Here is a 12,544-nt window from a genome sequence, read left to right on the forward strand (position 1 = left end):
CGGCGCATGCGCCGACCCCCGCCGTTGCCGCCGCCTCCGGCGAGACCCGCGCCGTCAGGCGAGGCAGAGTCGTTTGAGGGCGACGAGACAACGGCAGATCGCTACGGGAACCCCACTGCGCCGGTCATCGCGCTCGCGCCGCAGGCGGGGGCGGACGGCCGGGTTGCGCCGCTGCCCGCGGGCGACGACGGCAATGCTGCCTACGAGGGTGACGTGGGCATGCGCGACGTCTGGCGCGCCTCCCGTGCAAGGCGCAAAGCGTTGCGCTCCGAGGTGCGCCGTTTCACGGGTCGACAGCGGCGACGGCGCATGGTGTGGATCGGCTCGCTCGCTTCGCTGGCAGCGCTGGTGGTCGTGACGCTCGGTGCGGCGTACAGCCCACTTCTTGCGGTTGAAGACATCGTCGTCGTCGGCGCAGAGCGCCTCGACGCAGAGGAAGTCTCGGAGGCGCTCTCGTCTCAGCTGAACACGCCGCTGCCACTTGTTGACGAGAGCGCCGTCAAGGCCGCGCTCGTGGCGTTTCCGCTGATCGAGTCGTACACGCTCGAGGCTCGTCCTCCGCACGAACTCGTCGTGCAGCTTGTTGAACGAACCCCGGTGGGACTGATCGAGTCAGCCGCCGGGTACACGTTGGTCGACGCAGCCGGGGTTGCGCTCGCGACCACCGAGAATCGCGAGAGTGGCGAGCCGATCATCGAGGTGACAGGTGGATCTCGTTCTGACGCGTTTCACGCCGTCGGTCAGGTGATTCGATCGCTTCCCGACAGCATCCTCGAACGCGTCACCAGCGTGTCTGCGTCGTCGCCCAACGACGTTACTCTCACCTTCGGCGGCACCAATACGGATGTCGTGTGGGGGAGCGCGGAGGACTCCGCACTCAAAGCCTTCGAACTCGAAAAGATCATGCAGACGCGTCCTCCCGAAGATGTGCTCAGCTATGACGTCTCATCGCCCGCGGCAATTGTCGTGCTCTGATGTCTGATCGCTCCAATCTGGGGCGGAGATGTGACGACACGCCCACGGCCTTCCGCCGCCACGTCGACCCGCGGCATACCTTCAATTCAGGAATTGCATACCGAGCAATTCTTTAGACCTCTACTAGAGGTTGAAGGTTACCCAGGTCCGGAGGCCGGCATGAGCCAGAACCAGAACTACCTCGCCGTCATCAAGGTGGTCGGCGTTGGTGGAGGCGGCGTTAACGCCGTCAACCGAATGATCGAGCTCGGCCTGCGTGGCGTGGAGTTCATTGCGATCAACACCGATGCGCAAGCGCTGCTGATGAGCGACGCCGACGTCAAGCTCGACGTTGGTCGCGAGCTCACCCGGGGCCTCGGCGCCGGAGCCGACCCCGAGGTTGGGCGTCGTGCCGCAGAAGACCACACTGAAGAGATCGAAGAAGCGCTTCGTGGCGCTGACATGGTCTTCGTTACTGCGGGCGAGGGTGGCGGAACCGGCACCGGTGGAGCCCCCGTCGTCGCGAAGATTGCCAAGTCCATCGGCGCATTGACCATTGGTGTCGTCACCAAGCCGTTCTCGTTCGAAGGTCGTCGCCGGCAGAGCCAGGCTGAAACTGGCGTGTCGAAGCTGAAAGAAGAGGTCGACACTCTCATCGTCGTTCCGAACGACCGTCTGCTTGAGATCAGCGACCGTGGCATTTCGATGATCGAAGCTTTTGCCACTGCCGACCAGGTGCTCTTGGCCGGTGTGCAGGGCATCACCGACCTCATCACGACTCCTGGTCTGATCAACCTCGACTTCGCAGACGTGAAATCTGTGATGCAGGGCGCGGGCTCTGCCCTGATGGGCATTGGCTCGGCGCGAGGCGCGGATCGTGCAATCAAGGCAGCCGAACTGGCGGTGGAATCCCCTCTGCTCGAAGCGAGCATCGAGGGCGCGCACGGCGTGCTCCTCTCGGTGCAAGGTGGGTCGAACCTCGGCATATTCGAGATCAACGATGCGGCGCAGCTCGTCAAAGAAGCCGCGCACCCCGAGGCGAACATCATCTTCGGAACGGTGATCGACGACACCCTCGGAGATGAGGTGCGCGTCACGGTCATCGCCGCTGGCTTCGATGGCGGAGAGCCGCAGTCGCGAGTGGATCCCGTCACCACCGCTCGCGTCGCGCCAGCTCTTCCTACGGCTGCTGCTAGCGACGTTGCAGACGAGCAAGCGCCTGTCGCCGCACGCGACCCCGAGCCGGTATCGGTGAGCGCCAACGTCGAGTCGAACTATGGCTCTGCCTTCGGCGACGACGATCTCGACATTCCCGACTTTCTGAAGTGACGTGAACGCCGACTTAGGCGCTCGCCTCACCGAGATTGACGCGAGAATCGCGGATGCCGCTCGCTCGGCAGGCCGCGACCCCGCGTCAATCTCGCGCATTGTCGTGACGAAGTTCCACCCGCCCGAGCTCGTTGCAGCGCTCTACGCGCTCGGCGTTCGGGATGTGGGCGAAAATCGTCAGCAGGAGTTCTCAGAGAAATCGCTTGCGCTGGCTCACCTCTCGGATCTGCGCTGGCACTTCGTTGGCCAGGCCCAGACCAACAAGGCACGAGCAATCCGATCTACGGCCGCGATGGTGCACTCGGTTGATCGCGCCAAGTTGGCCAACGCGTTCGACAGTGCAGCGGAACCTGGTTCCTCGACTCTCGATGTGCTTTTGCAAGTGAACCTCACCTCCGACACGGGCCGCGGCGGAGTCGCGCCCGAAGACCTCCTTGCCCTGGCTGAACATGTCGCAGCGAAAGACAGTCTTCGCGTACGAGGCGTCATGGCAGTCGCCCCGCTCGAAGAGCAGCCGGCGCGAGCATTCGAACGACTGCGTGGCTGCGCCGACATCGTTCGCAGCGTCGTGCCAGACGCCGAGTGGATCTCAGCCGGCATGAGCGCAGACTTCGCCGAAGCGATCGCAATGGGCGCGACACACCTGCGCATTGGCTCGGCAATCACGGGCCCTCGGCCCCAACACGGTTAACCTCAGAACAGATGAGCACTACGGAGGATGCAATGTCGAACCCGCTCAAGAAGACCATGGTCTACCTAGGTCTCGCCGACGAAGAAGCAGAGGCGTACGAAGAGCCTCAGCCGATGAGCCGCAAAAGCAGCCCGCAGAGTGTGGAAAAGTCCGCACCTGTGACGCCGCTGCACCGTCCGACGGTTGTGCGCCAGCCCACGCCGACGGCGGTGAGCGAGATTCTCACGGTGCACCCCAAGCAGTACCGCGACGCTCAGGTGATCGCTGAGAACTTCCGCGAGGGAATTCCGGTGATCATCAACCTGTCGCAGATGAGCGACGCAGACGCGCGCCGTCTGATCGACTTCGCCAGTGGACTGTCGCTGGGACTTTACGGGCGTATCGAACGAGTGACGAGCAAGGTATTCCTGCTCTCGCCCGAGAACGTTGCAGTATCGGGCGATGGATCAGTCGTGCAGGCTGACCCTGACGCCGTGCCCTTCGCGCAGCAGTAGATCGTGGCAGTTCTCCAACTCATCGCATCAATTCTCAACACGCTGCTGCTGCTCTATGTCTTCGTGTTGATCGCACGGCTGATCCTTGAGTGGATTCCGGTCTTCAACCGCGAGTGGCGCCCTAAGGGCGCTGGTCTAGTTGCTGCTGAGATCGTGTACTCGATCACTGATCCGCCCATCAAGCTGTTTCGGCGGCTCATACCGCCGTTGCGGGTGGGAGCAGTCGCCATTGACTTCGGCTTCGCGCTCACCATGCTGCTGTGCTTCATCTTGCTGAGCGTCACGCGCGCGCTGGCAAGTGCCTGATAAGTAGTAGACCGTCGACGAACTGCTTCGACAGTCACCTGAACCCGCGGCTATGCTTGCTAGATACGGCCCCGTCAGGGAGAGTATTTCTGACATACGCCAGCGACCGGAGCGCTCGAAAGAGGAATCACCATGGCATTGACCCCCGATGACGTCGTCACCAAGCAGTTTCAGCACGTACGTTTCAAGGAAGGTTTCGACCCGGATGAGGTCGACGACTTCCTCGACGAGATCGTCGTTGAGTGGCGCAAGACTATCGCCGAGAACGAGCAGCTGAAGGCTAAGGTCGCGGAGTTCGAGTCCGGCGACGCCGCCGCAGCTCCTGCCGCAGAGTCCGCGCCTGTTGCCGTCGAGGCTGAGCCCGCCGCCGACGAGACCGAGTCAGCCCCAGCAGCCGCGCCTGCGACCGCTGCCGCAGGCGGAGGTGCCGCGGCTACCGCTGGCATCATCGAGCTCGCACAGCGCCTTCACGACGAGCACGTCGCTGAGGGTGTGGCCCAGCGCGACCAGCTGATCGCTGACGCCAAGGCTCAGGCCGCGTCGATTATCGATGACGCTGAAACGCGTGGCCGTGAGGCGCGCGAGAAGCTCGAGCGCGACCGCACGGAACTCGAAGGTCGCATCACGGAGCTTCGCAGCTTTGAGCGTGACTACCGCGCACAGCTGCGTGGCTACATCGAGGGCAAGCTGCGCGACCTGGAGACCACAGCCACTTCGTCGGGTGCGACCCCGGTCTCGGCTGTCGGCCTTTAAGCCGGACCTTTGACAGTCCGTCCTCCCCTTCGACAGGCGGCGGCCGGCTCGATCATCGCGATTCTCGCGGCGATCGTGCTGGCCGCCGACCAGTTTACGAAGTATCTCGCGCTTGAGAACCTGCCCTATCAGGAGTCGGTTCACATCATCGGCGACTTCCTGATCTTCTATCTCACCAAGAATCCTGGTGCTGCCTTCTCGCTCGGCGAAGAAGTCACCTGGGTCTTCACCATCGCACTTGCCGGCGTTGCCATCACTATCGTGTGGCTCGCCGCCACACGAGTGAAGTCGAGGCTGTGGGCGGTCGGTCTTGGCTTGCTGCTCGGCGGTGTGCTCGGCAACCTGACTGATCGACTGGTGCGTGAACCGGGCTTCGGTGTTGGGCACGTGATCGATTTCATCAACACCCCCTGGATGATGCCAGCGATCTACAACGTCGCCGACATGTTCATCGTGACGATGATGATTGGCGTCGCCATCATGGTTCTCGTGGGGTTGCGATTCGATGGAACCCGCGAAGGTGCGGTCGCCAAGAACGAGTCGGCTGATGAACGTGAAGCAGACGACAATCCGGATGCAGCAGCATCCATTTCATCGGTCGACTGACGTGGAATCACGCTCGCTTCCCGTTCCCGATGGCCTCGACGGAGTTCGTGTAGACGCAGCGCTCGCAAAGATGCTGGGCTTCTCGCGCACATTTGCCGCCGAAGTCGCCGAAGCGGGCGGGGTCACGATGGACACCCGGGTGTTGGCAAAGTCGGATCGGCTTCACGGCGGATCATGGCTCGACGTGTCGTGGACGCCGAAAGAGGAGCCGCGCGTTGTGCCGGTCAACGTGCCAGACCTTGGCATCGTCTATGACGACGACGAGTTCGTTGTCGTCGATAAGCCGACCGGCGTCGCGGCTCATCCGTCTGTCGGTTGGGAGGGTCCTACCGTGCTCGGCGCGCTTGCGGGCAGCGGGTATCGCATCGCGACGACGGGGGCGGCCGAGCGCCAAGGCATCGTTCATCGCTTGGATGTCGGCACCAGCGGCCTTATGGTGGTCGCGAAGACAGAACGCGCGTACTCCGTACTCAAACAGGCGTTCAAGGAACGCACCGTCGAGAAGATCTACCACGCGGTCGTTCAAGGGCACCCTGATCCTCTTGCCGGCACCATCGATGCTCCCATCGGGCGCCACCACTCCCACTCGTGGAAGTTTGCGGTGACGCCGACCGGCAAAGACTCGGTGACTCACTACGAGACGATGGAAGCGTTCCCCGGCGCATCTCTTCTCGAGATTCATCTCGAAACCGGTCGCACTCATCAGATTCGAGTGCACATGGCTGCGCACCGCCACCCCTGTGTGGGCGATCCGCTCTACGGCGCCGACCCCACTATCGCCGCGCGCCTCGGACTCACCCGTCAGTGGCTGCACGCGCGAGAGCTGTCGTTCTCACACCCGGCGACGGGGGAGTGGATGACGTTTCGTTCAGAGTATCCCGAGGATTTGGGCCACGCACTCGAGCTGCTGCGCGATCCCGCCTGATCTCAACGACCGCCTGAGAACGAGGCAGGATCGTCTTCGGCGAGAGCGAGCGCAATCTTGCGTACGTGTGCCTGCTCCATGTCGCCGAGCTGACCGAGCGCGAACCAGCCGACTTCGGTGAGTTCGCCGTCTGCCGGGTGTGGGTCACCCGAGACCCAGTCGCAGCGGAACACGAGATCGAGATAGTCGACCTGATCACCGTTGTCATAGGTGATTCGCGGAAGCTGCTGCACGAGAGCAAGGCGAGTCGCGCGCACCACCACGCCTGCTTCTTCGCGGCACTCTCGCACCGCAGCATCGGCGGGCTCCTCGCCCGGGTCTACGATTCCCGAGACGCACTGCCATTGACCGTTGTCTGCGCGCTTGCCAATCAGCAGCTTCTCGTCTTTGAACACGACGGCGGTTACCCCTACAAGCGGGAGTGGGGAATGACCGAGCTTCTTACGAAGCGACAGGACGAAATCTGGAGTTGCCATGAGAACGAGCCTATGGGGCGCGCAACGACGACCACGTCGTGACCCGAAGGTAGTCTCGTTGAGTGGCATCCGACTCCTTCGTACATCTGCACGTACACAGTGAATACTCGATGCTTGACGGGGCAGCGCGCATCAAGCCGATGATCGATGAAGCTGTGCGCCTTGACATGCCAGCGATCGCGGTCACCGATCACGGCAACACCTTCGCCGCGTTCGAGTTCTATCGGACCGCCAAAGACGCGGGCATCAAGCCGATCATCGGCATCGAGGCCTACGTCACGCCCGGAACCCATCGCTCAGACAAGTCACGAGTCAAATGGGGCTCGCCCGAGCAAAGCCGTGACGACGTCTCGGGTGCGGGCGCATACACCCACATGACACTGCTCTCTGAATCGACCGAAGGCATGCACAACCTGTTCCGGTTGTCGTCACTTTCGTCGCTCGAGGGCTACTACTTCAAACCCCGCATGGATCGGGAAATTCTGCAGAAGTACTCCAAGGGACTCATCGCCACCACTGGCTGTCCCTCCGGTGAGGTGCAGACCAGGCTGCGACTCGGCCAATACGATGCGGCGCGGGCCGCAGCGGCAGAGTTCCAAGACATCTTCGGCAAAGAGAACTACTTCGCCGAGATCATGGACCACGGACTCGACATCGAACGTCGAATCATGAGCGATCTGCTGAAGATCTCCAAAGACCTCGATATTCCGCTGGTCGGCACCAATGACCTGCACTACACCCATCAGCACGACGCCTCTGCCCATGCCGCGTTGCTGTGTGTGCAGTCAGGGTCGACGGTCGATGACCCCAAACGCTTCAAGTTCGACGGCGACGGCTACTACGTCAAGTCTGCGGCCGAGATGCGGCAGGTCTTCCGCGACAAGCCCGAAGCCTGCGACAACACGCTCCTTATCGCCGAACGCTGTGACGTCGAATTCAACACCAGCGCGAACTACATGCCACGATTCCCGGTGCCAGAAGGCGAAACCGAGGAGTCTTGGTTCGTTAAGGAGATCGAGGCTGGGCTGCACTACCGCTACCCGAGCGGAATCCCTGACGCGGTGCGCGCGCAAGCAGAGTATGAGACCGGCGTCATCATCCAGATGGGTTTTCCGGGCTACTTTCTGGTCGTTGCCGACTTCATCAACTGGGCCAAGGCCAACGGTATTCGTGTCGGGCCCGGACGAGGCTCGGGTGCGGGTTCCATGGTCGCCTACGCGATGAAAATCACCGACCTAGACCCGCTGCAGCACGGCTTGATCTTCGAGCGATTCCTCAACCCTGACCGCGTCTCGATGCCTGACTTCGACGTCGACTTCGACGACCGGCGCCGCGGCGAGGTCATTCAGTACGTGACAGAAAAGTACGGTGACGAGCGCGTCGCTCAGATCGTCACCTACGGAACCATCAAGGCCAAGCAAGCTCTGAAAGATGCTGGTCGAGTGCTGGGCTTTCCCTTCAGCATGGGAGACAAGCTCACCAAGGCGATGCCTCCCGCAGTGATGGGAAAGGACATGCCGCTCGAGGGGATGTTCGACAAGAGCCACGCGAGATTCAAAGAGGCGGCTGAGTTTCGAACCCTCATTGAGACCGACCCTGAGGCCAAAACGGTCTTCGACACCGCAGTAGGGCTCGAGAACCTGAAGCGGCAGTGGGGCGTGCACGCGGCGGGGGTGATCATGTCGAGCGAGCCACTCATCGACATCATTCCGATTATGCGCCGAGAGCAAGACGGGCAGATCGTCACGCAGTTCGACTATCCGTCGTGCGAGTCGCTCGGACTGATCAAGATGGACTTCTTGGGGCTTCGAAACCTCACCATCATCAACGACGCCCTCGACAACATCGAAGCCAACCGCGGCCATCCCCTCGTGCTCGAAGACCTCACTCTCGACGACAAGGGCGCCTACGAACTGCTCTCGCGTGGAGACACGCTCGGCGTCTTCCAGCTTGATGGCGGTCCGATGCGGTCGTTGCTGCGTCTGCTCAAGCCCGACAACTTCGAAGACATCTCCGCCGTGATCGCGCTCTATCGTCCCGGGCCTATGGGGGCGAACTCGCACATCAACTACGCGCTGCGAAAGAACGGCCAGCAAGAGATCACTCCGATCCACCCCGAGTTCACCGAGTCGCTCGCCGAGATTCTCGACACCAGCTATGGCCTGATCATCTATCAAGAACAGGTGATGGCGATCGCGCAGAAGGTCGCCGGCTTCAGCCTCGGACAAGCCGATATTCTGCGTCGCGCAATGGGCAAGAAAAAGAAGTCGGAGCTCGACAAGCAGTTTGAAGGCTTCGAGGCAGGCATGCACGCCAATGGCTATTCGGATGCTGCCATCAAGATGCTCTGGGACATCTTGCTGCCCTTCTCCGACTATGCGTTCAACAAAGCCCACTCGGCGGCCTACGGACTGGTCTCGTATTGGACGGCGTATCTCAAAGCCCACTACCCGGCCGAGTACATGGCAGCACTGCTGACGAGCGTCGGTGACTCTAAAGACAAGATGGCGGTATACCTCAACGAGTGCCGTCGCATGGGCATCAAAGTGCTGCCGCCAGATGTCGGCCAATCAATCCGATTCTTTGCCGCTGTCGGCGAAGACATCCGCTTCGGGCTGGGTGCGGTGCGCAACGTCGGCTCGAACGTTGTGGATGGCATCGTGTCATCGCGCGCCGACGAGAGCTTTGTGAGTTTCCACGACTTCCTCACCAAGGTTCCGATGCATGTCTCCAACAAGCGGACGATTGAATCGCTGATCAAGGCGGGGGCGTTCGACTCGCTCGGCTCCACGCGCAGAGCGCTCATGGAAATCCACGAGGATGCCACCGAAGCCGCGGTCGAGAGCAAGCGAAAAGCGGCTACGGGAGCCATCGGCTTCGATTTCGACAGCCTGTACGACGAGACCGAAGAGATTGCGCCGGCGAAGGTACCAGAGCGCCCCGAGTGGACGAAGAAAGACAAGCTCGCATTCGAGCGCGAGATGCTGGGCCTGTATGTCTCTGACCATCCGCTCGCCGGGCTCGAGGTGCCGCTCGCGAAGCATGCCTCGATCAGCATCCATGATCTTCTTGCTTCGGAAGACCTTAGCGACGGTGATCAGGTGACCGTCGCGGGACTTGTCACCAGCGTGCAGCATCGGGTTGCAAAGGCGAGTGGCAACCCGTACGGCATGATCACCATCGAGGACTTCAACGGCGAAGTGACGGTGATGTTCATGGGCAAGACGTATGCCGAGTTCTCATCGATGCTGATAGCCGACTCGATCCTCGCGGTGCGCGGGCGGGTGTCGCGACGCGACGATGGCTTGAACCTCCACGCCCAGGCGGCATTCACGCCAGATCTGGGTGCATTGGATGCTTCAGGCCCCCTCACCCTCTTGGTTCCCGAGCATCGGGCCACTCAACAGCTGGTCGAAGAGCTTGCGCAAGTGCTCAACCGCCATCAGGGCACCACCGAGGTCACGCTGCGACTGCATAAAGGCGGCGTTGCGAAGGTATTCGAAGTGCCGATGCCGGTTTCGGTGACGGCCGACCTCTTCGGCGAATTGAAGGGGTTGCTCGGGCCGCAGTGCCTCGGGTGATCTCATCAACACCTCATCTCGATCCGGCCACGCGCGGTTAGGATCGAACAAGACTTACGCTGCGCTCGCGCGGCAAGAAGGGAAGATTGTGACGGACGACAAGCTCGCAGAAAACTCCGATGTGGAGGCGCTGGTTTCCACCGACGCTGCGGCAGAAAGCACGGCCGACGGCGACGAGGATGCCACCACGCCGGAGCATGCCCCGCAGTACGGCGTAGGGCCGTTCTCCATCCGCGAGGTTGCGCTGATGGGCGTGTGGGCGGTGGCCTTCATCGTGTCGTTCTTCTCACTCAGCACCTTGCGCTTCGATTCGGTGTGGACGTCGGGTCTGCAGTGGATTCTCACTATCGGTCTTCCGACCGCTGCGGTGTTCCTGATCGTATTGCGGCGCCTGTCGCCACTCGGCATTCGCAGAGTCGGATCGCTGGGCATCGACCAGTTCGCCTCGGTCGCATTCAGCGTGTCGAGCGTGCTGTGGGCTCAGTCAATCTGGGAGACGGTCGCGTTTGCTGGCAGCACCGGACAGTGGGTGCGAAGCTGGGTGATCTGGGTGTCATTCTTCTTGATGATGGCCGGGGTCTTCCTCACGGTGTTCGCGCCGTTCATCTCGCCGATCGACGAGGACTTCGTCGGTCGCGATGAGGTTCCCGCGCACCGCAACGCGCGTCCGATCAGAGCCATTTCGCCACGCCCGGCCCCGCTGGCAGCCCCTGTCGCTGACGATTCCGGTGCTCTTGAAGACAGCGCCGACGCGCACGAGCCAGTCGATGCCGACGCCGAGATCGCGACCGACGACAGCGTCACTGGCGCGTACTCGGCCGAGCAGATTGCAGTGGTTGATGCGGGCGAGAGCGCAGAAGCTGACGGTGCCGCGGCCGAGTTGGCCGATGCCGATGCCGACGGTGCCCCCGTTGCTGAACCCGTGCGCCAACAGGCCTTCTGGGCACTCGCACCCGAAGAGCGAGATGTGGTCGATGAACTGGGCATGCCCCTCTTCCGCGTCGGTCCCACTGCGTGGGCGCTCGTGATTGAAGATCGTGGCGAGAGCTTCGTCGTACGTCACGAAGATGGGCGTACTGGCATTCTCAACGACGTATCGGGAGTGACCCGCGGCTAATGCTTCGCATCATCGATCTGCGCGGGCGCACTATGACGCCCGTCGAGCTGCTGGCCACCGTGCCCCGCGCAAGCGCGGCGCGAAACGATGCCCTCACTGTCGCCGCCGAGATCGTCGCTGACGTCGAGGCGCGCGGCGAGGTTTCGCTGCGCGAGCAAGCAGAACGGTTCGATCGAGTGTCAGGTCACGAGCTGCGCGTGCCCGCGTCTCATCTTGATGAGGCGCTGGCGGGACTCAACCACGCTGTGCGCAGCGCGCTAGAGGAAGCAATTGCGCGCGTGCGGGCAGCATCCGCCGCGCAGGTTCCCCCTCCGGTGGTGACCGAACTCGGCTCAGGTGCTCGCGTCACTCAGCGGTGGCAGCCGGTGCGCAGAGTCGGACTCTATGTGCCCGGTGGTAAAGCTGTGTACCCCTCCAGCGTGGTGATGAATGTGGTACCGGCACAGGTAGCTGGTGTCACGCAGATCGCTCTCGCTTCGCCGCCCCAATCGGAGTTTGGCGGACGGGTGCACCCGGTGATTCTCGGCGCTGCACGTTTGCTCGGTGTCGAAGAGGTTTACGCCATCGGGGGAGCGGGAGCCATCGGCGCGTTTGCGCACGGGGTGCCCGAACTCGCTCTTGAGCCGGTTGATGTGGTGACGGGCCCCGGCAACAACTTCGTGGCAGCGGCAAAGCGCGCTGTCGCAGGGCTTGTCGGCACGGATTCTGAAGCCGGGGCGACCGAGATTCTGATTGTCGCTGACGATGCCGCCGACGCGCGGCTGGTAGCCGTTGATCTGATCAGTCAGGCCGAGCACGACGAACAGGCTTCTGCGGTACTGGTTACGACCTCCGTTCGTCTCGCTGAGGCAGTGCAGGCTGAGATCACAGCGCGAACCCCGGGCACTCGACACGCCGATCGCATCACGGCCGCGTGCGAAGGAGTGCAGTCCGCGATCGTGCTGGTAGACGACATCGAAACGGCGACAGCTTTCAGCAACGCCTACGCGCCCGAGCACCTTGAGCTGCACCTTGAAGACGCTCGTGCAGAAGATTTCGTTCATGCCGGCGCAGTGTTCGTCGGTCCGAATTCACCAGTCAGCCTGGGAGATTATCTCGCCGGCAGCAACCACGTGTTGCCGACAGGTGGTCAGGCTCGCTATTCGGCAGGGCTATCTGCGTCGACTTTCTTGCGTCCTCAGCAGGTCATTGAGTATGACCGCGACGCGTTGCAGGCTGTGCGCGCCGCGATCGTGACACTGGCTGAGGCAGAAGCTCTTCCTGCGCACGGCGAAGCGGTGACGGCGCGGTTCGAGGCGTAGTCTGGCCCTCT

General features: G+C 62.3%; 12 protein-coding genes. 11 read left to right on the forward strand and 1 reads right to left on the reverse strand.

Going from position 1 to position 12,544, the window contains the following annotated elements:
• Nucleotides 1–6 precede the first annotated feature (6 nt).
• From WDU96_RS06730 to WDU96_RS06765, 8 genes are all read left to right on the forward strand, one after another.
• Complete coding sequence (locus tag WDU96_RS06730; protein ID WP_337337741.1) at nucleotides 7–975, forward strand: FtsQ-type POTRA domain-containing protein; 969 nt, start codon at nucleotides 7–9, stop codon at nucleotides 973–975.
• 159 nt (nucleotides 976–1,134) lie between these two features.
• On the forward strand, nucleotides 1,135–2,283 hold the full coding sequence (gene ftsZ, locus WDU96_RS06735; RefSeq protein ID WP_337337742.1) for a cell division protein FtsZ: 1,149 nt from the start codon (nucleotides 1,135–1,137) through the stop codon (nucleotides 2,281–2,283).
• A gap of 1 nt (nucleotide 2,284) precedes the next feature.
• Entirely contained in the window at nucleotides 2,285–2,974 is a 690-nt protein-coding gene (locus WDU96_RS06740) for a YggS family pyridoxal phosphate-dependent enzyme (RefSeq protein WP_337337743.1), read from the forward strand.
• Between the two features lie 32 nt (nucleotides 2,975–3,006).
• A complete protein-coding gene (locus WDU96_RS06745; RefSeq protein WP_337338398.1) occupies nucleotides 3,007–3,468 on the forward strand; it encodes a cell division protein SepF in 462 nt (153 codons plus the stop codon).
• 3 nt (nucleotides 3,469–3,471) lie between these two features.
• On the forward strand, nucleotides 3,472–3,774 hold the full coding sequence (locus WDU96_RS06750) for a YggT family protein (protein ID WP_337337744.1): 303 nt from the start codon (nucleotides 3,472–3,474) through the stop codon (nucleotides 3,772–3,774).
• Between the two features lie 132 nt (nucleotides 3,775–3,906).
• Nucleotides 3,907–4,527 carry a DivIVA domain-containing protein gene (locus WDU96_RS06755; RefSeq protein WP_337337745.1) on the forward strand — a complete coding sequence of 207 codons (621 nt, stop codon included), beginning with the start codon at nucleotides 3,907–3,909 and terminating at the stop codon, nucleotides 4,525–4,527.
• Nucleotides 4,528–4,536: 9 nt separating this feature from the next.
• Nucleotides 4,537–5,133, forward strand: a complete 597-nt coding sequence (lspA, locus tag WDU96_RS06760) for a signal peptidase II (RefSeq protein WP_337337746.1) — start codon at nucleotides 4,537–4,539, stop codon at nucleotides 5,131–5,133.
• Nucleotide 5,134: 1 nt separating this feature from the next.
• Nucleotides 5,135–6,058 (forward strand): RluA family pseudouridine synthase, encoded by a 924-nt coding sequence (locus tag WDU96_RS06765; protein ID WP_337338399.1) that lies wholly within the window; start codon nucleotides 5,135–5,137, stop codon nucleotides 6,056–6,058.
• Nucleotides 6,059–6,060: 2 nt separating this feature from the next.
• Here WDU96_RS06765 and WDU96_RS06770 read toward each other — a convergent pair whose 3' ends face one another.
• The gene (locus WDU96_RS06770; RefSeq protein ID WP_337337747.1) at nucleotides 6,061–6,534 is read right to left on the reverse strand and encodes an NUDIX hydrolase; all 474 of its coding nucleotides are present in this window, start codon (nucleotides 6,532–6,534) and stop codon (nucleotides 6,061–6,063) included.
• 110 nt (nucleotides 6,535–6,644) lie between these two features.
• On the opposite strand from WDU96_RS06770, the gene dnaE reads away from it, so the two are divergent.
• The 3 genes from dnaE to hisD all read left to right on the forward strand — a co-directional run bounded on the left by dnaE (nucleotide 6,645) and on the right by hisD (nucleotide 12,533).
• Nucleotides 6,645–10,115, forward strand: coding sequence for a DNA polymerase III subunit alpha (gene dnaE, locus WDU96_RS06775; RefSeq protein ID WP_420063953.1), 3,471 nt, complete (start codon nucleotides 6,645–6,647; stop codon nucleotides 10,113–10,115).
• An 88-nt stretch (nucleotides 10,116–10,203) separates the two neighbouring features.
• Complete coding sequence (locus WDU96_RS06780) at nucleotides 10,204–11,232, forward strand: hypothetical protein (protein WP_337337749.1); 1,029 nt, start codon at nucleotides 10,204–10,206, stop codon at nucleotides 11,230–11,232.
• Nucleotides 11,232–12,533, forward strand: a complete 1,302-nt coding sequence (gene hisD / locus WDU96_RS06785; RefSeq protein WP_337337750.1) for a histidinol dehydrogenase — start codon at nucleotides 11,232–11,234, stop codon at nucleotides 12,531–12,533. Before WDU96_RS06780 ends, hisD begins: the two co-directional genes overlap by 1 nt.
• Nucleotides 12,534–12,544 lie beyond the last annotated feature (11 nt).

Source organism: Microbacterium marmarense, from assembly GCF_037204165.1.
In the GTDB taxonomy this organism is placed as follows: domain Bacteria; phylum Actinomycetota; class Actinomycetes; order Actinomycetales; family Microbacteriaceae; genus Microbacterium; species Microbacterium marmarense.

Excerpts from the sequence above, each read along its gene's own strand:
- WDU96_RS06730 (WP_337337741.1), top strand. The coding sequence starts at position 7 with ATGCGCCGACCCCCGCCGTTGCCGCCGCCTCCGGCGAGACCCGCGCCG.
- ftsZ (WP_337337742.1), top strand. The coding sequence starts at position 1,135 with ATGAGCCAGAACCAGAACTACCTCGCCGTCATCAAGGTGGTCGGCGTT.
- WDU96_RS06745 (WP_337338398.1), top strand. The coding sequence starts at position 3,007 with ATGTCGAACCCGCTCAAGAAGACCATGGTCTACCTAGGTCTCGCCGAC.
- WDU96_RS06755 (WP_337337745.1), top strand. The coding sequence starts at position 3,907 with ATGGCATTGACCCCCGATGACGTCGTCACCAAGCAGTTTCAGCACGTA.
- WDU96_RS06770 (WP_337337747.1), bottom strand. The coding sequence starts at position 6,534 with ATGGCAACTCCAGATTTCGTCCTGTCGCTTCGTAAGAAGCTCGGTCAT.
- dnaE (WP_420063953.1), top strand. The coding sequence starts at position 6,645 with ATGCTTGACGGGGCAGCGCGCATCAAGCCGATGATCGATGAAGCTGTG.
- hisD (WP_337337750.1), top strand. The coding sequence starts at position 11,232 with ATGCTTCGCATCATCGATCTGCGCGGGCGCACTATGACGCCCGTCGAG.